The sequence below is a fragment of the Quadrisphaera sp. INWT6 genome (genome assembly GCF_015390235.1).
In the GTDB taxonomy this organism is placed as follows: domain Bacteria; phylum Actinomycetota; class Actinomycetes; order Actinomycetales; family Quadrisphaeraceae; genus Quadrisphaera.
Genome location: NZ_VUOH01000002.1, coordinates 485,802 through 506,933, shown reverse-complemented (window position 1 = coordinate 506,933; position 21,132 = coordinate 485,802). Strand labels below are relative to the sequence as shown.

20 protein-coding genes are annotated in these 21,132 nt (G+C 76.6%); 10 read left to right on the top strand and 10 right to left on the bottom strand.

Going from position 1 to position 21,132, the window contains the following annotated elements; genetic code table 11:
- Window positions 1-137 precede the first annotated feature (137 nt).
- From F1641_RS07225 to F1641_RS07210, 5 genes are all read right to left on the bottom strand, one after another.
- Window positions 138-2,336 carry a TPM domain-containing protein gene (locus F1641_RS07225; protein ID WP_194904028.1) on the bottom strand — a complete coding sequence of 733 codons (2,199 nt, stop codon included), beginning with the start codon at window positions 2,334-2,336 and terminating at the stop codon, window positions 138-140.
- A 185-nt stretch (window positions 2,337-2,521) separates the two neighbouring features.
- Window positions 2,522-2,764, bottom strand: a complete 243-nt coding sequence (locus tag F1641_RS07220; RefSeq protein ID WP_194904026.1) for an acyl-CoA carboxylase epsilon subunit — start codon at window positions 2,762-2,764, stop codon at window positions 2,522-2,524.
- Complete coding sequence (locus F1641_RS07215) at window positions 2,761-4,371, bottom strand: acyl-CoA carboxylase subunit beta (protein ID WP_194904024.1); 1,611 nt, start codon at window positions 4,369-4,371, stop codon at window positions 2,761-2,763. Before F1641_RS07215 ends, F1641_RS07220 begins: the two co-directional genes overlap by 4 nt.
- A 23-nt stretch (window positions 4,372-4,394) precedes the next feature.
- Window positions 4,395-4,685, bottom strand: coding sequence for an SMP-30/gluconolactonase/LRE family protein (locus F1641_RS19760; RefSeq protein ID WP_309225443.1), 291 nt, complete (start codon window positions 4,683-4,685; stop codon window positions 4,395-4,397).
- Window positions 4,649-5,338 (bottom strand): SMP-30/gluconolactonase/LRE family protein, encoded by a 690-nt coding sequence (locus F1641_RS07210; RefSeq protein WP_206690732.1) that lies wholly within the window; start codon window positions 5,336-5,338, stop codon window positions 4,649-4,651. The genes F1641_RS19760 and F1641_RS07210 overlap by 37 nt, the downstream gene beginning before the upstream one ends.
- A gap of 151 nt (window positions 5,339-5,489) precedes the next feature.
- On the opposite strand from F1641_RS07210, the gene F1641_RS07205 reads away from it, so the two are divergent.
- The 3 genes from F1641_RS07205 to F1641_RS07195 all read left to right on the top strand — a co-directional run bounded on the left by F1641_RS07205 (window position 5,490) and on the right by F1641_RS07195 (window position 8,480).
- Window positions 5,490-6,368 (top strand): biotin--[acetyl-CoA-carboxylase] ligase, encoded by an 879-nt coding sequence (locus F1641_RS07205; RefSeq protein WP_194904022.1) that lies wholly within the window; start codon window positions 5,490-5,492, stop codon window positions 6,366-6,368.
- 102 nt (window positions 6,369-6,470) lie between these two features.
- Window positions 6,471-7,175, top strand: a complete 705-nt coding sequence (locus F1641_RS07200; RefSeq protein ID WP_194904020.1) for a response regulator transcription factor — start codon at window positions 6,471-6,473, stop codon at window positions 7,173-7,175.
- A 129-nt stretch (window positions 7,176-7,304) separates the two neighbouring features.
- A complete protein-coding gene (locus F1641_RS07195) occupies window positions 7,305-8,480 on the top strand; it encodes an ATP-binding protein (protein WP_194904018.1) in 1,176 nt (391 codons plus the stop codon).
- A gap of 18 nt (window positions 8,481-8,498) precedes the next feature.
- Here F1641_RS07195 and F1641_RS07190 read toward each other — a convergent pair whose 3' ends face one another.
- Complete coding sequence (locus F1641_RS07190) at window positions 8,499-8,999, bottom strand: GtrA family protein (protein WP_194904016.1); 501 nt, start codon at window positions 8,997-8,999, stop codon at window positions 8,499-8,501.
- An 84-nt stretch (window positions 9,000-9,083) separates the two neighbouring features.
- Between F1641_RS07190 and F1641_RS07185 the strand changes: the two genes are divergently transcribed.
- The 5 genes from F1641_RS07185 (at window position 9,084) to F1641_RS07165 (ending at window position 14,392) form a co-directional block, all read left to right on the top strand.
- A complete protein-coding gene (locus F1641_RS07185) occupies window positions 9,084-10,373 on the top strand; it encodes a 5-(carboxyamino)imidazole ribonucleotide synthase (RefSeq protein WP_194904015.1) in 1,290 nt (429 codons plus the stop codon).
- 45 nt (window positions 10,374-10,418) lie between these two features.
- Window positions 10,419-10,940, top strand: coding sequence for a 5-(carboxyamino)imidazole ribonucleotide mutase (gene purE, locus F1641_RS07180; protein ID WP_194904013.1), 522 nt, complete (start codon window positions 10,419-10,421; stop codon window positions 10,938-10,940).
- A gap of 337 nt (window positions 10,941-11,277) precedes the next feature.
- Complete coding sequence (locus F1641_RS07175) at window positions 11,278-12,231, top strand: ferritin-like domain-containing protein (protein WP_309225442.1); 954 nt, start codon at window positions 11,278-11,280, stop codon at window positions 12,229-12,231.
- A 64-nt stretch (window positions 12,232-12,295) separates the two neighbouring features.
- Window positions 12,296-13,324, top strand: a complete 1,029-nt coding sequence (locus F1641_RS07170; protein ID WP_194904011.1) for a cell wall-binding repeat-containing protein — start codon at window positions 12,296-12,298, stop codon at window positions 13,322-13,324.
- Between the two features lie 135 nt (window positions 13,325-13,459).
- Window positions 13,460-14,392, top strand: coding sequence for a ferritin-like domain-containing protein (locus tag F1641_RS07165; protein ID WP_194904009.1), 933 nt, complete (start codon window positions 13,460-13,462; stop codon window positions 14,390-14,392).
- A 367-nt stretch (window positions 14,393-14,759) separates the two neighbouring features.
- On the opposite strand, the gene F1641_RS23010 is transcribed toward F1641_RS07165, so the two are convergent.
- From F1641_RS23010 to F1641_RS07145, 4 genes are all read right to left on the bottom strand, one after another.
- A complete protein-coding gene (locus F1641_RS23010) occupies window positions 14,760-16,007 on the bottom strand; it encodes an LCP family protein (RefSeq protein ID WP_206690729.1) in 1,248 nt (415 codons plus the stop codon).
- A gap of 134 nt (window positions 16,008-16,141) precedes the next feature.
- The gene (locus tag F1641_RS07155) at window positions 16,142-16,555 is read right to left on the bottom strand and encodes a CoA-binding protein (protein ID WP_194904006.1); all 414 of its coding nucleotides are present in this window, start codon (window positions 16,553-16,555) and stop codon (window positions 16,142-16,144) included.
- Window positions 16,556-16,649: 94 nt separating this feature from the next.
- Window positions 16,650-17,153: a DUF2304 domain-containing protein gene (locus F1641_RS07150; RefSeq protein ID WP_206690727.1), complete on the bottom strand. Its 504-nt coding sequence runs from the start codon at window positions 17,151-17,153 to the stop codon at window positions 16,650-16,652.
- A gap of 90 nt (window positions 17,154-17,243) precedes the next feature.
- The gene (locus F1641_RS07145) at window positions 17,244-17,918 is read right to left on the bottom strand and encodes a glycosyltransferase family 2 protein (RefSeq protein ID WP_194904004.1); all 675 of its coding nucleotides are present in this window, start codon (window positions 17,916-17,918) and stop codon (window positions 17,244-17,246) included.
- Between the two features lie 90 nt (window positions 17,919-18,008).
- Between F1641_RS07145 and F1641_RS07140 the strand changes: the two genes are divergently transcribed.
- Both F1641_RS07140 and F1641_RS07135 read left to right on the top strand, forming a co-directional pair.
- Window positions 18,009-19,286 carry an ROK family transcriptional regulator gene (locus F1641_RS07140; RefSeq protein WP_309225441.1) on the top strand — a complete coding sequence of 426 codons (1,278 nt, stop codon included), beginning with the start codon at window positions 18,009-18,011 and terminating at the stop codon, window positions 19,284-19,286.
- Between the two features lie 373 nt (window positions 19,287-19,659).
- The gene (locus F1641_RS07135; RefSeq protein ID WP_194904002.1) at window positions 19,660-20,655 is read left to right on the top strand and encodes a type IV toxin-antitoxin system AbiEi family antitoxin domain-containing protein; all 996 of its coding nucleotides are present in this window, start codon (window positions 19,660-19,662) and stop codon (window positions 20,653-20,655) included.
- Window positions 20,656-21,132 lie beyond the last annotated feature (477 nt).

Sequence of the window (21,132 nt, the reverse complement as noted above, 5' to 3'; positions counted from 1 at the left end):
GCCGCGCGCCGGCCGGCCGGCGGGACCCTCGTCGGGCAGCCACACCGGGCCCTCCGACCAGGTGCAGCCACCCACCAGGTGCTCGAGCTCGGCTCCGGGGGCGAGCAGGGGCAGGACGGCGTCGTCGGGAGCCACGGTCAGAACCTTCCACCCCCGCCGAAGGAGCCGCCACCGCCGAAGCCGCCCCCTCCGCCGAAGCCGCCACCGCCCCCGAACCCGCCGCCTCCGCCGAAGCCCCCGCCTCCGAAGCCGCCGCTGCCCCCGAACCCGCCACCGCGCGAGCCGCCCCCGCCGGAGAGGATCCCCCCGAGGATGCCGCCGATCACCGCGCCCTCGAAGGAGCCGCTGCTGCCGTAGCCGCGGCCCGACCGGCTGCCGCCGTTCCAGCCGTTCCAGGAGTCGAGGTCGTCGTCGGCCTCGCGCTGGGCGCGCTCGGCGAGGCGGTCGGCCTGCTGCGCCGCCGCGAGGGCGCGCACCGGGTCGGTCTCGGCGTGCTGCTCGGCGTCGTCCAGCTGCTCCACGGCACTGGCGAGCAGCGCCCGCGCGGACCCGCCGACCGCGCCGCGGCGGGTCTTGAGGAAGGAGCGCGCGGCCTTCACCTCGGCCCGCGCCGCCGGCAGCGCCTGCTCCAGCTGCGCCCTGGCCCGCGCCACCCGCTGCCCCTGCTCGCGGGCACCGGCGAGCGCGGCGTCGAGGGCGGCGTCGGCGTCGTGCACCCGCCGCAGCGCGGTCTGCGGGTCGCGGGAGCCGTCCTCCCCGCCGTCGCCGCGGGCCGCCGCGGCGGCGGACTGGGCGCGGCCGACCGCACCGGCGAGCTCCTCGCGGCCCCCGCCCGCGCTCCCGGCAGGACCGCGCCCGCCGGCGTCCAGCACGGCGCGGGCCTCGGCGAGGTCGGCGTCGAGCTCGGTGAGCGCGCGGGGCAGCGCCTCGGTGGACCGCTGCAGGTCGGCCCCGACCTCGTCGACGGCGTCGAGCAGCTCGGCGGCCTGCCGCAGGGCGTCGCGCACGGCCTGCGCGGCCACCGCCGCCTCGCCCGCGGAGCCGGTGGTCCCCAGCGGGGCCGGTGCGCCCGCCGCGGCGTCCGTGCTCGCGGCCAGGCCCTCGCGCGCGTCGGCGAGGCGCTGCGCGGCCAGGTCGAGCAGCCGCGCTGCCTGCTCGTCGTCACCGTCGACGCTGCTCAGCGCCGCCGGGGCGTAGCGGGAGTGCAGCTCGACCAGCCGCTGGCGCGCCGCGGGCAGCCGGTCGGCGAGGGCCTGGCGCTCGGCCTCCAGGGCGGGCAGCACCTCGGGCAGGCGGCGCTGCAGGTCGCGCAGCTGCTCGAAGGCCTCGGCCTGCTCGTCGAGCGCGGCGTCGGCGGCCTGCGCGTGGGCGAGCTGCTGCTCCAGCAGGGCCCGGCGCTCCGCCTCGGGCAGGGGCCGGCCGTCGGGGCTCTGCGAGGTCGCGTCGGCGAGGCGGCGCTGCACCGCGAAGGCCTGCGCCAGCTCCTGCCGGGCGCGCGCCACCGCGGCCGCGAAGGGCGCGGTGGCCTGGTCACCGAACTCCGCGGCGGCGAAGCCCAGCTCGGCGTCGGAGCCGTCGACGGCGTCGTCAGCGGCGACCAGCGCGGCCGCGGCGCGGCGCTCCAGCTCCTCCAGGGGCTCCTGGGGCGCCTGCCCTCCGGGAGCACCGGGCGCGCCCCCGGCGAGGCCCGCGCGGCGGCGCCGGCGGGCCGAGCTCGACAGGAGCCCCAGCACGAGCAGGCCGACGCCGAGCACCAGCACCACCCCGACGACGACGAGGCCCCACGAGACGCCCCCCGAGCTCCCCGACCCGTCGCCGGAGCCGCCGGAGCCGCTGGAGCCGTCGTCCGAGCCGCTGGAGCCGCTGCCACCGGCGGCGCGGCCCAGCCCGTTCACGGCGGCGGTCACCGCACCGTTCCAGTCGCTGTCGGCCAGCTGGGCGCGCACGTCGCCCTCCATCACGGCGTCGAGCTGCCCCTCGCTGACCGCGCCGCCGTTGAAGCCCTGGTACCCGTAGTCGCGGTCGTCGACGGCCACGGCCAGCAGCACGTCGCTGCCCGACAGGCCCGAGGCCTGCGCCGTCTCCCGCGCCCAGTCCGGCCCCTCGGTCCCGTCGAAGGAGTCGACGAAGACGACGAAGAGGTCGATGCCCGCGGCGTCGCGCAGGGCCTCCAGCTGCTGCTGCGTGGCGGTCTCGTCGAGCACGCCGGCTGTGTCGGTCAGGGCGCTGCTGAGCTGCTGCGGGGGCTCGGCGAGCGCCGGGCCCCCCGTCCACAGGACGGCGAGCAGGGCGAGGACGACGGCGGTCAGGCCGCGGACGCGGGCGGTGCGGGGCACCTCGGGATCCTCCCGTGGCACCGCTCCGGCGTCCACGGCGAGGCGCGCCGGACCGCTGCGCGCCGTCTGGGTCCCCTCGCCGCGACGGCGGGGTCCAGGGTCAGGACGGGGCCTGATCTGGCCCGGAGCTCCGCCGTCGCGAGGCGGAGCAGGAGGTTCCCGGATCCTGTGACGCCAGGTGGGGGTCAGCGCCGCCAGGCCGCAGCGCGCCAGGCGCCGGGACCGGGGGTCCGGGGCACCCGGAGCAGGGCCGACCGGTCCGACCAGGCGTCGGGCTCCGGCTCGGGCGCCACCGCGCTGCCGCGCACCGACGCCGCGGCCGCGAGAGCCGCCACGAGGGCCACGACCTCCTCCTCGGTGGGCCCGCCGGCGACGATCCGGACGACGTCGTCCTCCGGGGTCCCCGCGGTGCCCGCAGCCTCGCTCACAGCGGGATGTTCCCGTGCTTCTTGGCGGGCAGCTGCTCGCGCTTGGTGCGCAGCGACCGCAGCGCGCGCACCACGTGGGCGCGGGTGGTCGAGGGGTCGATGACGTCGTCGACGTACCCGCGCTCCGCAGCCACGTACGGGTTGGCCAGGCGCTCCTCGTACTCCTCGACGAGCGCGGCGCGGGCGGCGGGCACGTCGCCCCCGTCAGCGGCGACGGCGGCGAGCTCGCGGCGGTTCACGATCTCGACGGCGCCCTGGGCCCCCATCACGGCGATCTGGGCGGTGGGCCAGGCGAGGTTCACGTCGGCGCCCAGGTGCTTGGACCCCATGACGATGTACGCGCCGCCGAAGGCCTTGCGCGTGATCACGGTGATCTTCGGGACCGTGGCCTCGGCGTAGGCGTACAGCAGCTTGGCGCCGCGGCGGATGATGCCGTTCCACTCCTGCTCGGTGCCGGGCAAGAAGCCGGGGGTGTCGACGAGCGTCAGCACCGGGACGCCGAACGCGTCGCACAGCCGCACGAACCGCGCCGCCTTCTCGGAGGCGTCGATGTCGAGGGTGCCCGCCAGGCGCGCCGGCTGGTTGGCGACGACGCCGACGCTGTGCCCCTCCACGCGGCCGAAGCCGACCACCACGTTGGGGGCGTACAGGTCCTGCACCTCGAGCAGCTCGCCGTCGTCGAGGACGTGCGCGATCACCTCGTGCACGTCGTACGGCTGGTTCGCGGAGTCGGGGACCAGGGAGTCGAGCTCGCGGTCGGCGTCATTGACGACGAGCGGGTCGGCGTCGTCGTGCGGGGCGAGCACCGGCGGCTCGGACAGGTTGTTGCTGGGCAGGTGCGCCAGCCAGTCCTTCACCCAGGTGATGGCGTCGTCCTCGCTGGGCGCCATGTGGTGGGCGACGCCCGAGACGGCGTTGTGCGTGTGCGCGCCGCCGAGCTCCTCCATGGCGACGTCCTCGCCGGTGACCGTGCGGATGACGTCGGGTCCGGTGACGAACATGTGGGACGTCGCCTCGACCATCACCACGACGTCGGTGATGGCGGGGGAGTACACCGCTCCGCCGGCGCACGGGCCCATGATCAGCGACACCTGCGGCACCACGCCCGAGCCGCGCACGTTGCGCAGGAAGATGTCGCCGTAGCCCGCGAGGGAGGAGACGCCCTCCTGGATGCGCGCGCCGCCGGAGTCGTTGATGCCGATGACCGGGCAGCCCACGCGCAGCGCGTGGTCCATCACCTTGACGATCTTCGAGGCGTGCACCTCGCCGAGCGACCCGCCCGAGACGGTGAAGTCCTGGGAGTAGACGACGACGGGGCGCCCGTCGACCGTCCCGTGCCCGGCGACCACGCCGTCCGTCGGCGGGCGCTCGGTCCGGCCCGTGGCGGGGTCGGAGAACAGCGCACGGGAGTGGGCGCCGACCTCGACGAAGCTGTCCTCGTCGAGCAGCGCCTCCAGGCGCTCGCGGGCCGTGCGCTTGCCCTTGGCGTGCTGGCGCTCGACGGCGCGGGCGCTGCCGGGGGCGAGGGTGGCCTCGCGGCGGGCCCTGGCCTCGGCGAGCTTCCCCGCGGTGGTGCGCAGGTCACGGCCCTCGGGGGTGCTGGTCACCGGGCGAGGGTAGCCACTCGCCCTCAGCCGCCGAACGGGAGCGGCGGGAGCGCGCAGACGTCGACCGGGAGCGAGAACACCGCGCCGGAGGACGGGTGGGCGTCCAGGTCGATCCCCTGCGTCGAGGTGGTGGCGTAGAGCACCGCCCCGCCGCGGGTGCCGTCGTCGCCGTCGCCGGTGCCGCCGAGCGTGCAGGCGGTGACCCCCGGCACCGGCACCTCGACCACCTCGGTGAGGCGGCCGTCGACGTCGTAGCGGGCCACGGCGCCGGCCCCGTTCAGCGCCACCCAGGTGCCGCCCTCGGCGTCGAGCACGAGGCCGTCGGGGCGCCCCTGCCCCCGGGCGCCCACGTGCCCGCCACGTCGGAGGTGGTGGCGACGACGTCGACCCACGGCTCGCGGTCCAGCACCTCGCCGGTCTCGGAGACGTGCAGCAGGTCGACGCGGCCGGTCTCGGTGTCCACGAAGTGCGCGCGCTGCGCCCCCGGCGCCCACTGCAGCCCGTTGGACACGGTCAGGCCGTCGAGGACGGCGCGGGCGGACCCGTCGACGTCCAGGCGCCACACCACCCCGACCGCCTGCCCGGACAGGTCGTTGCCGGCGTACGCCATCGAGCCGCACCAGAAGCGGCCCCACGGGTCGCACGCGCCCTCGTTGAAGCGCAGGCGCTCGTCGTCCCACAGCGGGGTGAGCATGCGGGGCTCCTCGCGGCCGGCGAGGAGGGCGTCGACGCTGTCGAAGAGCGCGAAGCGCCGCCGGGCCGCCACCGCCCAGCCGCCGCCGGCGCGCGGGCGCAGGCAGGCGAGGGCGTCACCGACGTGGTGCTTCGCGACCTCCCCACCGGGGCTGACGACCAGCAGGTCGCCCTGCTCCAGGTCGACGGCGAGCAGGCGGCCGCCGTCGGCGTCCCAGACGGGGCCCTCCCCGTGCTCGGCGACGGGGTCGGTCAGCTGCGCGGCGGTGGGCACGTCCGTGACGCTAGGTGCCGCGGGGCCGGTGTGCGCGCGGGGAGGAGCCGCGGCCCCGCGGGCGGCCGGAGGAGCACCGGGCGGGCTCGGCTCCTCCCCGCCGGTCCGCGCCGGTCCGCGCCGGAGCGAGGAGCGGGGCGAGGATGGGGCGATGAGCCCCGAGCCCGGCCCCTGGACCGACCTCGACAGGCCGCCGCTGGCGGTGGCGTCCCTGCGGAGCGCGCTGCTGGCGCCCGCCGGCCCGCTGGCGCGCCTGGAGGTGCTGCCCGAGGTGGGGTCGACCAACGCCGAGCTGGTCCGGCGCGCCGCGGCCGACCCCGACGGCTGGCCGGCCCCGGCGCTGCTCACCACCGACTCCCAGGTGGCCGGCAGGGGCCGGCTCGGCCGCACCTGGGAGGCGCCGCCGCGGTCGGGGGTGGCGCTGTCGCTGCTGCTGCGGCCCACCGCCCCGCCGAGCACCTGGAGCTGGCTGCCGCTGCTCGCCGGCGTCGCCGTCACGGGGGTGCTGCGCGACCTCGCCGGCCTGCCCGCGGAGCTGAAGTGGCCGAACGACGTGCTCGTCGAGGGGCGCAAGGCGTGCGGGCTGCTGGTGGAGGTGCTGCCGCCCGCCGCGGGGACCGCGGCCCCCGCGGGCGTCGTGGTCGGGGTGGGCGTGAACACCACCACCCGCCGCGAGGAGCTCGACGCCGGGGGCTTGGACGGCGCGACGTCGCTGCGCCTGGAGGGGGCCGCCACCACCGACCGCGACGTGCTGGTGCGGGCGCTCGTGCGCGCGCTGCTCGGTGAGGTCGGCAGGTTCGAGGGCGCCGGCGGCTCGGCGCAGCGCAGCGGGCTGGCGGCCCGCACCGCGGAGGTCTGCTCGACGCTGGGCCGGGAGGTCTCGGTGGCGCTCCCCGGCGGCGGCGTGCTCCGCGGCACCGCCGAGGGCCTCGACGACGACGGGCGGCTGCTCGTGCGGGGGAGCGACGCGGGCGGCGGGGGCGGTGGCGTCACCGCCGTGGGCGCCGGCGACGTCGTGCACGTGCGCTGAGGGCGCTGAGGGCGCTGGTCGCGCTGGTGGCCCTGGGGCCCGGCGGGTGGTCCGCACCCGTCGGGCGACGTGCCGGTCGGTCCCGGTCCCTAGGGTGGCGGCGTGAGGCGCGTGCTGCTCGTGGAGGACGACCCGGCCATCGTCGAGCCCCTGGCCCGCGCCCTGGTGCGCGAGGGGTACGACGTCGACGTCCGCTCCGACGGCGCCGGGGCCCTGGAGTCCGCGCGCCAGGGCGTCGACCTCGTCGTCCTCGACCTCGGCCTGCCCGACGTCGACGGCCTCGACGTCGCGCGGCGCCTGCGGGCCGACGGCCTGGGCATCCCGGTGCTGGTGCTCACCGCCCGCGCCGACGAGGTCGACCTCGTCGTCGGGCTCGACGCCGGCGCCGACGACTACGTGACCAAGCCGTTCCGCGTGGCCGAGCTGCTCGCCCGGGTGCGGGCCCTGCTGCGCCGCGGCGAGGCCGGCGTGGTGCTGCAGGCCGGTGGGGTGCGCCTGGATCCGTCGTCCCGGCGCGCCTGGCTGCGCACCGGGGGCGAGGAGCAGGGGGGCGACGACGGCAGCGGCGTCGAGCTGGTGCTCGCCGCCAAGGAGTTCGACCTGCTCCGGGTGCTGGTCCGCGAGGCCGGCAACGTGGTGCCCCGCGCCGCGATCATGGAGGAGGTGTGGGGCTCGGAGTGGTTCGGCTCCACCAAGACCCTCGACATGCACGTGTCGTGGCTGCGCCGCAAGCTCGGCGACGACGTCGGCGACCCCCGCTTCATCACCACCGTGCGGGGCGTCGGGTTCCGCTTCGAGCGCGGCTGACCGCGGTCGACGACGGCTCGACGACGGCTGACGGGGCGCTGGGGTGAACCGCCGGGTCCAGGCCGCCACGATGACGGCGGTCATCCTCGCCGTCGTCCTGCTGGGGCTGCCGCTGGGGGCCGCCGGGTCGTGCTGCAGACCGAGCAGGCCCGCACCAGCGTGCAGGTCCGCGCCGACGCGGTCCTCGCGGCCGTCAGCGCCCGCCTCGCCGTGGGCGGTCCCGTCGACGCCGCGCTGCTAGAGGAGCACACCCAGCGCGACGAGCGCTGGCCCGCGTCGGTGCGGGTCGAGCTGCCCGATGGCGGGGTCGTCACCGCGGGCCCGGCCACCGGGGGCTCCGACGTGGCCGGGAGCGCCGGCACCGCCGACGGCCTGGCGGTGCGGGTGGTGGCCAGCCGCTCCGCCCTGCTCGCCGCCGACGTCCAGCTGGTGGTGCTGGTCGTGGGCCTCGCCGCCGGGGCCGTCGCCGCCGGGTCCGCCGTCGGCCTGGTGCAGGGCCGCCGCCTGGTGCGGCCCCTGGAGGACCTCGCCGAGCGCGCCGAGCGGCTCGGCTCGGGCCAGGTGCCCACCACGCCCCCGCCGTCGGGCGTGGAGGAGGTCGACTCCGTGGCGCAGGCGCTGGTGCGCAGCGCCCGCGAGCTGCAGGCCCGCCTCGCCGCGGAGCGGCAGTTCGCCTCCGACGCCAGCCACCAGCTGCGCACGCCCCTCACCGCGCTGTCCATGCGCCTGGAGGAGGTGCTCGCCACCACCACCGAGCCCGCCGTCGCCGCCGAGGCGCGGGTGGCGCTCGAGCAGGTGGAGCGCCTCGCGGGCGTCGTCGACGACCTGCTCCACCGCCCGCGCGTCACGTCCCGTGCGGCGGGGGAGCCGCTCGAGCTCGCCGCGGTGCTCGCCCAGCAGCACGCCGAGTGGGCGCCCGCCTACGCGCGGGCGCGCCGCCAGCTCGTGCTCGAGCACGGGGGGCCGGGGGCAGGGTCCTCCGACGGCGTGCGGGTCCTCGCCTCGGCGGGACCCCTCGCCCAGGCGCTCGCCACGCTGCTGGAGAACAGCCTCGTGCACGGCGGCGGCACCACGCGGGTCCGCGTCCGGCACGGCGAGTGGGTGGTGGTCGAGGTCTCCGACGGCGGGCCCGGGGTGCCGCCCGAGCTGGGCACCCGGGTGTTCGAGCGCAGCGTCAGCGGGGCCGACAGCACCGGCCTGGGGCTGCCGCTGGCGCGCGACCTCGTCGTCGCCGAGGGGGGCCGCCTGGAGCTGCTGCGCGAGAGGCCCGCGACGTTCGCGGTGTTCCTGCGCGCCGCGGGCTGAGCCGCCCCTCCCGACGCGTCAGACGCCGACGGGGCGGGGCCGCGGCCCCTGCGCGTCGGCGCCGCGCGGCCGCCGGAACACCCACAGCCGGTAGGCGACGTAGCGGAACGCCGTCCCGAGGGCGATGCCCACGAGGTTGGCGGCGTTGTCGGCCACCGGTCCCCGCAGCCCGAGCACGTAGTGGCTGGTGGCGAGCACGGCGAGCCCGATGAGCAGCGCGACGGCGTTCATGCCGACGAACAGCAGCAGCTCGCGCACGGCGTGCGGCCGGTTGCGGTGCCGGAACGTCCACCACCGGTTGCCCGCCCACGCGCACACCGTGGCCACCGAGGCCGAGACCACCTTGGCCGTGAGGGGCTGGTCGGCCAGCAGGCCGTCGCCGCCGAAGCGCAGCAGGTTGAAGAGGCCGACGTCGACGACGAAGGCGACGCCGCCCACCACGCCGAAGGCCCCGAGCTCGCGGCGGTGCCGGTGCCACAGCCGCGCCGCCACCGCGCGGCCGCGCCGCCAGAGCTCCACCCCCACACCGTAGGCGCCCCCCGAGGCGGGTGCCCCCGCTCCCGGTGCGCCGCCGCGGGCCGCGCCGCCGTACCCTTCGGGCCCGTGAGCGGCCCCCGGAACGAGCAGGACCACCAGCAGGACCACCAGCACGACGGGGCGCAGGACGCGCTCCGCGCGGCGCCGCCCGCGCAGGAGACGACCTTCCCCGTCGTCGCCGTCATCGGCGGCGGGCAGCTCGCGCGGATGACGGCCCCGCCCGCCGTCGCCCTCGGCGCCCGGCTGCGGGTGCTCGCCACCGACCCCGACGAGTCCGCCGCGCAGGTGGTCTCCGACGTCGTCCTGGGTGAGGCCGACGACGCCGACGCCCTGGCGCGGGTCGCCGACGGCGCGGCCGTGGTGACCCTCGACCACGAGCAGGTCCCCACCGACCTGCTGCGCGCGCTGGAGGCCCGCGGCGTCGCGGTGCGTCCCGGTCCCGACGCCCTCGAGCACGCCCAGGACAAGCTGCTGCTGCGCCGCCGCCTCGGTGCGATGGGCGTCCCGGGCCCGCGGTGGGCGCACGTGCGCACCGCCGCCGAGCTGGAGGCCTTCGGCGCGGAGGTCGGGTGGCCGGTGGTGCTGAAGACCCCGCGCGGCGGCTACGACGGCAAGGGCGTGCTCGTGGTCGGCTCGGCGGCCGAGGCCGCGGAGTGGCTCGAGCGCGCGGCTGCCGGTGCCGGTGCCGGTGCCGGGGACGGCGGCGGCGAGGGCCCGGGCCTGCTCGCCGAGGAGCGCGTGGGCTTCACCCGCGAGCTGGCCGTCATGGTCGCCCGCTCGCCGATGGGCCAGGCCGCCGCGTGGCCCGTGGTGGAGACGGTGCAGGTCAGCGGCGTGTGCGTCGAGGTCATCGCCCCGGCGCCCGACCTCGACGAGGACCTCGCCGCCCAGGCCACGTCGCTGGCGCTGCGGATCGCCGGCGAGCTCGGGGTGACCGGCGTGATGGCGGTCGAGCTGTTCGAGGTGCCCGGCGACGACGACGGGGCCCCGCGGGTGCTCGTCAACGAGCTGGCCATGCGCCCCCACAACAGCGGCCACTGGACCATCGAGGGCTCCACGACCTCGCAGTTCGAGCAGCACCTGCGGGCCGTGCTCGACCTGCCGCTCGGCGACACCACCCCCCGCGCGCGCTGGACGGTGATGGCCAACGCCCTCGGCGGCCAGTACCCCGACCTCTTCCGCGCCCACCTGCACGTGATGGCGCACGACCCGGCCGTCAAGGTGCACCTCTACGGCAAGGCCGTCCGCCCCGGGCGCAAGATCGGCCACGTCACGGCCTGGGGCGACGACCTCGACGAGGTGCGCGCGCGGGCGCGCCACGCGGCGGACTACATCACCGGCACCATCGACGGCTGACCTGCGGGGGAGGCGCCCGGGAGGGGCCTGGCAGGGTGGGCGCCCATGAGCACGGGTGAGCAGCCGCTGGTGGGCGTCGTCATGGGGTCCGACTCCGACTGGCCGGTGATGCGGGCCGCCTCGGAGGCGCTGGCCGAGTTCGACGTCGCCCACGAGGTCGACGTCGTCTCCGCGCACCGGATGCCGGCCGAGATGGTCGCCTACGGCTCCGAGGCCGCCGGGCGGGGCCTGCGCGTCATCATCGCGGGCGCCGGGGGAGCCGCCCACCTCCCGGGGATGCTCGCCGCGGTGACGCCGCTGCCCGTCATCGGGGTGCCGGTGCCGCTGAAGCACCTCGACGGGATGGACTCGCTGCTGTCCATCGTGCAGATGCCGGCCGGGGTGCCGGTGGCCACCGTGAGCATCGGCGGGGCGCGCAACGCGGGGCTGCTCGCGGTGCGCACCCTCGCGGCCGGCGAGGGGCCCCTCGCGGAGCGCCTGCGGGCGGCGATGACGGCGTTCCAGGGCGAGCTGCGCGACGTCGCGTACGCCAAGGGCGCCGCGCTCCGCGCTCGTCGCGAGGGCTGAGCGGGCTGTCGCTCTGCGCATCCCCCCGCTGTCTCCCGCGCAGCAGGCGGCTGAGGGCAGTCCGGGGCGGCGCCGGCGACGAACGCGGGTGTTCTGGGTGCTGTCGCTGCAGGTCATGGGCGCTTCGCGCGGGCTGGGCGGCCGTCTCCCGAAAGGGGGTCGGTCGCACGCGACACGCCGGGTGCGCGTCCCCGAGATGACCTTGCTCCCTGCCTAGCGTCATCGGCGTCCCTCTGGGAAGGGCGCCGCGACCACCGACGCGGACGCCGCTCAGCGTCCAGGTCAGCGTCGACGGCGGAGCCGTCTCGTGCAGCCTGCACAGCAGGAAGAAGGCACCGTGTTCGGGAAGCCCCTCGTCGTCGACATGATCAGCCGGAGCGCTGAGAACGCCACCGACCGCCGCAACTTCCTCCGCGCCGCCGGCCTCGCCGGTCTCGGCACGGTGGGTGCCGCCGCGGCGATCTCCACCAGCGCCGGCGCCGCCAGCGCCGCGGACGCCCCCATCTCCGACGGCGCGATCCTCAACTTCGCGCTGAACCTGGAGTACCTGGAGGCCGAGTACTACCTGCGCGCCACCACGGGCTCGGGCCTGCCCGACAACCTGACCACGGGCACCAAGGCCCTCGGCGGCGTCACCGGCGGCTCGCAGGTCCCCTTCAAGGCCGGCAGCACCGTGGCGAAGTACGCCAAGGAGATCGCCGCCGACGAGCTGGCGCACGTGAAGTTCCTGCGCGGCGCGCTGGGCGCCGCCGCCGTGGCCCGCCCGAAGATCAACTTCACGGACGCCTTCACCGCCGCCGCGCGCGCCGCGGGCGTCGTCGGGGCCACCGAGTCGTTCGACCCCTTCAAGGACGAGACGAGCTTCCTGCTCGGCGCGTTCATCTTCGAGGACCTGGGCGTCACCGCGTACAAGGGCGGCGCCCCGCTCATCTCCTCCAAGGACTACCTGGGCGCGGCCGCCGGCATCCTCGCCGTCGAGGCGTACCACGCGGGCCTCGTGCGCCGCTCGATCTACAACCTGGGCATCGACGTCTCCGTCATCGCCAACAAGATCTCCGACGCCCGCGACTCCCTCGACGGCAAGGACGACATCGACCAGGGCGTGCTCGCCGGCAACCCGAAGGCCTACCGCGCGAACCTCGTGCCGGCCGACAAGGACGCCATCGCGTACAGCCGCACCCCGCAGCAGGTCCACAACATCGCCTACCTGAACCCGGCGTCCGGCGTCACCAAGGGCGGGTTCTTCCCCGACGGCACCAACAACGACGACGCGCGCCTGACCACCACCTGAGCAGCCCGCTCGTCGTCGTCCCCGTCAGCCCCCAGCTCCAGCAGAACCCGCCCAGGAGGCACCCGTGACCAGCTCCACCCCGCGCCGGCGCACCCGCGCCGCCGCCGTCACCCTGCTCGCCGCCGTCGCGGTGGCCGGCCTCGGCGCCACCAGCGCCTCGGCCGCGACCGGTGTGAAGTTCGACCAGCGCACCGGCGGCGCCACCCGCGTCGAGACGGCCGTCGAGTCGTCGAAGGCCCTGTACCCGGGCGGCGGCAGCGAGGACGTCGTCCTCGTCAACCTCTCCCGCACGGTCGACGGCCTCTCGGCGTCGTACCTCGCCGGCCTCAAGAACGCGCCGATCCTCTACACCGACACGGACGGCGCCCCGCAGGCCACCCGTGACGAGATCAAGCGCCTCGGCGCCAAGCGCGTCTGGCTGGTCGGCGGCGAGGCCGTCATCTCCAAGGACCAGGAGAAGGCGATCGCTGTCGACTACACGGTCAAGCGCTTCGGCGGCGACGACCGCTACGCCACGGCCGCCGCCGTCGCGACCGCCGGCGAGTTCGCCCCCGAGCGCGTCTACATCACGTCGGGCACCTCGCTCGCCGACGCCGTGACGGTCGGCCCGCAGGCGTGGGCCAACAACACGCCCATCCTGCTGACCGAGGCCGGTCACGTGCCGGACGCCACCAAGCGCGCGCTCGACGAGCTGGGCGTGGGCTACCGCACGGTCATCGGCGGCAAGGCCGTCGTCTCCGACGACACCTACAAGGCGCTCAGCGCGTCCAACCGCGTCGCCGGCGACGACCGCCAGGGCACGGCCGTGGCCGTCGCCGAGGACTCGGTGGCGACCGCCAACTTCACCTACGCCGGTGCGGCGCTGGTGGGCGGGGCCAACCTCAACGCCGTCGACGCCCTGTCGGCCTCGGCGCTCGCCGGGTACCACGGCATCCCGATCCTCTACACGGCGACGCCGGACGACATCGGCGCCGCCACGGCGAACTACCTCAAGAAGCACGCCGTCGACTTCACCGGCCCGGGCTACGTGTTCGGCGGCAAGAGCGCCGTCTCGGACAAGGCCGCCGAGCAGGCCACCGGCGCCGCTCAGTGACGCGCCGGGTGCTCCGGGTCCCGCGCTGACGGCGCGGGACCCGGAGCACCCGCCCCGGCCGGGCTCGCCCCTGTGCTGCACCAGCCCCCCCGGCCCCCCAGACCACACGACACCCCAGCCCGAGACGAGGACACCATGTTCGGCAAGGCACTGGTCCACGACATGATCAGCAGGAGCTCCGAGACGGCGCACGACCGCCGCGCGATGCTGCGCGGGGCGGGCCTGCTGGGCCTCGGCGCCCTGGGCGCGGGCGTCGCCGGCACCGCTCTCGCGGGCGCGGCGCAGGCGGCTGACGGCCCCAGCGACGCGACCGTCCTGAACTTCGCCCTCAACCTCGAGTACCTCGAGGCGGAGTACTACTCCTACGCCGCCTTCGGCCACGGCCTCACGCAGTCCATGGCGGACGGGACCGGCACCATGGGCGGCGTCACCGGCGGCCGCAAGGTGCTCTTCAAGAGCCGCGCCGTGCGCCAGTACGCCGAGGAGATCGCCAAGGACGAGCTCGCGCACGTCGCGTTCCTCCGCTCCGCGCTCGGCAGCGCCAAGGTCTCCCGCCCGCAGATCAACCTGCGCGAGTCGTTCTCCGCCGCCGCGGTGGCCGCCGGCGTCATCAAGCAGGGCGAGACCTTCGACCCGTTCGCGAACGACACCAACTTCCTGCTCGGCGCGTTCATCTTCGAGGACGTCGGCGTCACCGCCTACAAGGGCGCCGCCCCGCTGATCTCCAACAAGACCTACCTCGAGGCCGCCGCCGGCATCCTCTCGGTCGAGGCGTACCACGCGGGCATCGTCCGCTCGGCGCTGTTCGAGCTCGGCACCGACGTCCAGGGCATCGCCCAGAAGATCTCCGACGTCCGCGACGCCGTCGACGGCGCCGGTGACCTCGACCAGGGCCTCACCCCCGACGGCGGCTCCACCGCCAACATCGTGCCGACCGACGCGGACGGCATCGCCTTCGGCCGCTCCCCGCAGCAGGTCCTCAACATCGTCTACCTGCAGGGCGGCACCGGCATCAGCTCCGGCGGCTTCTACCCCAAGGGCCTCAACGGCGACATCAAGACCTCCTGAGACGACACCGTCCACGAGGGGCCCCGCCGGTGACTGCCGGCGGGGCCCCTCGTCGTGCGGGGGCCGACCCCTGGGGGCCCCGGCTCGCCGGGTGACCGCGGCTCGCCGGTGACCGCGGCCCCTCGACTGACCGCGGTCACTCGGCGCGGGGGCGTCCTGGACCGAGGCACCGCCAGGTGACCGCGGTCAGCTCGCCAGGGGGCGTCCCGGGCCGAGGCACCGCCAGGTGACCGCGGTCAGCTCCCCGACTGACCGCGGTCACCCAGCGAGGGGGCGTCCTGGACCGAGGCACCGCCAGGTGACCCCGGTCAGCTCGCCAGGTGACCGCGGTCACCCGGGGGGAGCGGAAGCGTCGGCAGCGGAACGGTCAGGAGGTGGCGGACGACGCCGAGCCGGTCGCCTCCGCCGCGGCGTACGCCGCGACGGCGGAGGTGTCGTCGTCCTTGATGGCCTGGAACACGGCCTGGGCCTTGGTCTCGTCCCAGTCGACGACGAGCCCTGCCTTGGTGCGCCGGGTGGTGCTCGCGATCGGCACGTTCAGGGACACCGCCCCGCCGCCGGCCACCGCGCGGACCCCCTGGACGAACCCGAAGAGGTCGGCGGGGCCGAACCCGTCGTCCACGGACAGCGCCGAGCCGCCGGCGGAGGCCAGCGGGAAGGCGCGGAACGGGTTGAGCAGCACCGCGGGGGAGGCCGCCTCCTTGGCGACCGCGCCGATGATGGCGCGCTGGCGCTGGGCGCGGCCCAGGTCGCCGTTGAGGTCGAAGTCGCGGGTGCGGGCGTACCCGAGGGCTGTGGCGCCGCCCATGGTCTGGCACCCGGCCTGGATGTCGAGGCCGGCCTTGGGGTCCTTGATGGCCTTCTCCGGGCACATCTCGACGCCGCCCACGGCGTCGACCAGGTTGGCGAAGCCGCCCAGCCCCGTCTCGACGTACCCGTCGACGTGGATGCCGGTGGCGCCCTCGACGGTCTCGACCAGCAGCTGCGGCCCACCGAAGGCGTACGCGGCGTTGATCTTGTTCTCGCCGTGGCCGGGGATGGCGACGTAGCTGTCGCGCGGCAGGCTCAGCAGCACGGTCGGGCCGCCGCCGCTGGGGCGGTGCAGCAGCATGATCGTGTCGGTGCGCTTGCCCTCCACGTCGGTGCCGGTGGAGAGCTCCACCATCTGGTCGCGGGTCAGGCCCTCGCGGCTGTCGGAGCCCACCAGCAGGATCGTCTGGCCGGGCGTCGCGGCCACGGACGAGGCCGGCAGCTCACCGATGCGCTGCACCGACGTGTACGCCACGGCGCCGAGCGCCAGCGGATACCCGACCAGGGCGATCAGCAGCAGGACGACCACGGTGCGCACCGGCCGGCGGCGGCGCGCCGTCCTCGGCGGGGGACCTGCGGGACGACCCGCCGGGCGGCGCGGGGGCTGCCCGGTGCGCTGCCCAGGACGCTGCGCGGGACGCCGCGGCGGAGGGGCCTCCTCGCGGTAGGCGCGCTGGCCGCGCTGCTGCTGGGTGCGCGAGGGGCGCGCGGACTCGGAGGGACCCCGCTGGCCCGGAGCGCCGCGGCGCAGCGACGGAGACGACCGGTAGGTCGTCGAGGGACCCCAGCGCGGTTCGTCAGCCACCTGGCGAGAGTAGGCGCGCGGAGGCGGCGCGGGCCGGTGTTTCGGCGCGGCCGGTCCGGATGCTCAGCGACTGCTCAGCAGGGCTCAGCAGGGCTCAACGGGGCTCAGCGGGGCTCAGCGGGGCTCAGCGGGGCTCAGGCCCGCAGGTGCGCCACCTCGATGAGCGGGCACGTGTCCATGACGACGTCGAGGCCGGCGTCGCGGGCGCGGGCGGCGGCCTCCTCGTCGACCACCCCGAGCTGCAGCCACACGGCACCGGCGCCGACGGCGATCGCCTGGTCGACGACCTCGCCCGCCCGCCGGCTGTTGACGAAGACGTCGACGACGTCGACGCGGCCGGGCACCTCGGCCAGCGTGCGGTACCCGCGGGCGCCGTGGACCTCCTCGGCGCGGGGGTGCACCGGGACGATCGGGTGGCCCATCTGCTGCAGCCCGGCCGCCACCCGGTGCGCGGCACGGGCGGTGTTCTGCGACAGGCCCACCACGGCCCAGCGGCCGGGGGTGGTCAGCAGGCGGGCGATGACGGCGGGGTCGTTGCGGTGCGCCACGTCTCCGACGCTAGCCGCGACGGGCGCGGACCCCCACCGGCGCCACGGCCGAGGTGGTGCGCACGGAGCCCCTGACCACGGGAGGTGGGAGGCGTCAGGTCCAGCGGCCGGGACGGGGGGCCGGGAGTGCGGCGAAGACGGGGCCCTCGTCGACGACGACCGGCGTCGGGGGCACCTGCGCCACCGGCGCGACGGGGGCCTGCGCGACGACGGGCGCCGCAGCGGCCTGGGCGGCGAGCGCGGCCTGGGCCGCCTGGTGCTGGGCGGCGGCGGCCTCGTCGAGGGCCAGGCGGCGGCTCAGCACGGTGACCTGCCGCTGGAGGTCGCGGGTGCGGAGGTAGGACGTGACCATGAAGCCCAGCACCACGAGGATCGTCGCGTAGAGCAGCAGGTCGGTGCCGCGGCCGACGCCCAGCAGCTCGGCGGCCGACTGCCACGTCTGCGGGAACAGCAGCGAGGCGGTCGCGAGGCCGGCGAAGGCGACGACCATGACGCGGCGCACCGCCTGGTGGCGCGCGGTGCTGTGGCCGCGGACGAAGAGCAGCGCCACGACGCCGATGCCCGCCATGAGCAGGACCTTGATCAGCACGCTCTCCACCTCGCCATCGTGCCCGAAGACCTCACCCAGCGTGCTGCAAACCGAGACGCAGAGCAACGACCGCGCCCGGAAGGCGCAGCGCGCGCCGCGTCACTTGAAGATGAGCTCGGTGACGATGTTGACCGAGTTCAGCACCGACTGGCCCTTGGCCACGGAGTAGTCCGTGTACAGGACCTCGACGGGGTGCTCCACCCAGCGCCATCCGCCGCGGCCGATCTGCTCGACGATCTCGCTGGCGTGCGCCATCCGGTTCTGGGTGATGTCGAGGGAGGCGGCCACCTCGCGCGTCATCGCCCGGAGCCCGTTGTGCGCGTCGGTCATGCGCACCCCGGTCGTCGCGTTCGTGTGGACGACGGCGGCCCGCAGCACCGCCCGCTTGAGCGGGCTGACGCGGGTGCGCCCGTCGAGGAAGCGCGAGCCGATGACGACGTCGGCCTCGCCGGAGCGCAGGCGCTCCACCATGGCCAGGGCGTCAGCCACCTGGTGCTGGCCGTCGGCGTCGAAGGTCACCACGAAGCGGGTGCCGGGCTGCGACAGCGCCCAGTCGACGCCGGTCTGCAGCGCGGCGCCCTGCCCGAGGTTGACGGGGTGGCGCACCACCACGGCCCCCGCGCGGGCCGCGGCGTCGCCGGAGCCGTCGCGGCTGGCGTCGTCGACGCAGACCACGTGGGCGAAGGACCGCCGCAGGCCGGTGACCACCTCGCCGACCACGGCCGCCTCGTTGTAGAGGGGCACGACCACCCAGGTGTCCTCGACGGCGCGCACCCCCCGACGGTACGGCGACCGGGCCCGCCCCCGCTGGCGTTCGGACCAGCGCGTCCGCCGCCCCGGCCCGCGGCGTGGCACCCTGACGCGGTGCAGGAGCGGCCAGCGGCGACCGGAGTGCGCCGCGGGTCCAACCTGCCGCGCGTCGGCGACTACAACCAGGTCGTGGTGCTCGAGGCCATCCGCAGCCACCCCGAGGGGCTGAGCCGCGTCGAGCTCGCGGGCCTCACGGGCCTGTCGGCGCAGACGGTCTCCAACATCTGCCGCCGCCTGCTCGACACCGGTCTCGTCGTCGAGGCCGGCAAGCAGGGCGGCGGGCCGGGCAAGCCCCGCACCCTGCTGCGCCTGGACGCGCAGGGCCGGTACGCCATCGGCGTCCACCTCGACCCCGCCGCCGTGACCGTCGTCGTCCTCGACCTGCTGGGCCGGGTGGTGGCGCGCAGCGGACACCCGCTGCGGCCGGGCGCGGGGCCGGGACAGGTGCTCGCCGACGTCGCCCGCGACGTCGACGCGCTGGTCGAGGCCTCCGGGGTCGATCGCGAGCGGGTGGTGGGCCTCGGGGTCGCCGTGCCCGGACCCGTGGACGCCGCGGCCGGCGCCGTGGTGCACCCCCCGAACCTGCCCGGGTGGGACCGGGTGGCCGTGCGCGACCTGCTGGCCACCGCCACGGGGCTGCCCGTGGTGCTCGACAAGGACGTCGTCGCCGCGGCCGTCGCCGAGGTGTGGGCCGGCGGCGTGGGGGGCACCGGCAGCGCCGTCGTCCTCTACCTGGGCACCGGCGTGGGCGTCGGGATCGTGCTCGGGGGAGAGGTGCACCGGGGAGCCTCCGGCAACGCCGGGGAGGTCGGCGGCCTCGTGGTCTCCGGGCGGCGCGGCCCGGGGGAGGAGGTGCTGGCCTGGCACCTGGGCGACACGAGCGCCCCGCTGCACCTGGTGCGCGAGGCCGAGCGGCTCGGCGTGGGCCGGTGGGACCTCGACGCCGGCACCGACGACGGCCCCGACGAGCACGGTGCGTCCGTGGCCGGTGCGTTCGCCGACGTCTGCGCCGCGGCCGCCGCGGGTGACGAGCGCGCCGCGGGGATCCTGGACGACCTCGCCCGGCGCACGGCCGAGGCGGCGACGGGGCTGGTGGACATGCTGGACGTCGAGCAGGTCGTCTTCTGCGGGCCGGTGTGGTCGTCGCTGGAGCCGACCTTCCTGCGCGTGGTGCCCCCGCTGGTGCAGGCGGCGGCCGTGGCCAGCGCGATCCACCCCGTGGAGGTCCGCGGCACGCGCGTCGGCGAGGACGTCGCCGCGGTCGGAGCGGGCTGCCTGGTCCTGGAGGACGCCTTCAGCCCCCGCTCGGCCACCCTGCTGCTCCAGCACTGACCCGCGGTCACCACTGCTGCGGGCCAGGGGCCCCCGGGTGACCGGGGGCCCCGCTGCTCCGGACCCCCGGGTGACCGCGGTCAGGTGGCGTGCCACCGCCCCAGGACGCGCGGTCTCCAGGTGACCGCGGTCAGTGCGCCAGGTGACCGCGGTCAGTGCGCCCGGTGACCGCGGTCAGTGCGCCCGGTGACCGCGGTCAGTGCGCCAGGTGACCGCGGTCAGGTGGCGTGCCATCGGCCCAGAGCGCCCGGTCTCCAGGTGACCGCGGTCAGCCCCGGCAGCGCTCCGCCCATAGGGAGCGGCCGGGGCCCCGTCGTCCACAGGACCCCGGCGGAGGACGCGACCCCCGCTCGACGGGAGACACGCTCGGCGGGTGCCCGACCGCCCCACCTCGCTGCGCGCCGTCTCCGCCCTCGCGGCCGGTCAGGACGGCGTGCTGACCACGCGCCAGGTCGAGGAGGCGGGCGTCTCGGAGGCGCTCCTCCGCACCCTGGTGCGGTCCGAGGTGTGGGTGCCCCTCGTGCGCGGCACGTACCTGGTGGAGCCCGAGCGCACCGAGCGGGAGCGGCGCCGGTCGTGGGCGCGCGCAGGCACCCTGCTGGTCCCGGGGTCCGCGGTGTCGCACCACACGGCCGCCGCGCTGCTGGGGATCCACGGCGCACCGCGAGCGGGGGTGGTGCACGTCTCGAGGGCGGCCAAGGCGCTCGCCCGGCCGCAGCTCCACCCGCACCGGGCGACCTTCCGGCCGGACGACGTCGTCGACCTCGACGGGCTGAGGGTCACGAGCCCCGGGCGCACGCTGACGGACCTCGTTCCGCAGCTCGACCGCCTGCAGGCGCAGGCGGTGCTCGACTCGGCCCTGCACACGGGCGCCGTCTCCCGCGCGGAGCTGCTGCGCGCCGGGGAGGCGGCGCAGCGGCGGGCGGGGCACCCCGTCGCTGCCGCCGTGTGGGCGGACGCGGCCCCGGAGCCCGAGTCGCCCCTGGAGAGCCGCGTCCGGCGCCGGTGCCTGGACGGCGGGGTCCGGCCCGTCGAGCTGCAGCGCCCCGTCGTGGACAGGTGGGGACGCACGGTGGCGACGGCCGACCTGGCCTTCGACTGGCGCCAGCTCTCGCAGTCGCTGGGCGTGCCCGTGCCCCTGCGCGTCGACGCTGACCGCCCGCTCCTCGGGGAGGCTGACGGGCGGCGGTTCCACGGCGAGGGCGACAGCGACGAGGACGAGGACGTCTTCGTCTGGGACCGGCGTCGCCAGAACCTCGTGCAGGGGCTGGGGTTCGTGGTCGTGCGGTTCACCTGGGCGGACACGGTCTCGCGGGGCGCCGTGCTGGCCGCGCTGCGCGCTCAGCTGGGGGAGGCCGTGGCGGCCTGACGCCGTGGGCTGACCGCGGTCAGGTGGCGTGCCATCGGCCCAGGGTGCCGGGTCTCCAGGTGACCGCGGTCAGCGCTGCTCCGGCCCTGGGGGTGACCGCGGTCAGGTGGCGTGCCATCGGCCCAGGGCGCCGGCTCTCCAGGTGACCGCGGTCAGGTGGCGCGTCATCGGCCCAGGAGCCCCGGGCTCCAGGTGACCGCGGTCACCTGGGGGAGTGGCAGGCGGCCCGGGAGGCGGGGAGCGGCCACGGCCCTCGGGGTCCCGGCGCAGACTGGGTCCGGCCGTCCGGCCGTCCGGCCGTCCGGGCGTCTGGCCGTCCGGTCGTCGAGCTCCACCGGGCCGTCTGCCGAGCGGGGGCACCTCCCGGCGCGGCGGTCGTTCAGGGGTGGTGCACCGCGGGCGACGATCACGAACGGGTCACGACGCGCAAGGCGCTCTTGACACCGGTATCTCCATTTGATGTAGAAACTCCCCAGT

Bases quoted from the DNA above. Each gene is read 5' to 3' on its own strand.
- purE (WP_194904013.1), top strand. From the start codon at position 10,419: ATGAGCACGGGTGAGCAGCCGCTGGTGGGCGTCGTCATGGGGTCCGAC.
- F1641_RS07165 (WP_194904009.1), top strand. From the start codon at position 13,460: ATGTTCGGCAAGGCACTGGTCCACGACATGATCAGCAGGAGCTCCGAG.
- F1641_RS07205 (WP_194904022.1), top strand. From the start codon at position 5,490: ATGAGCCCCGAGCCCGGCCCCTGGACCGACCTCGACAGGCCGCCGCTG.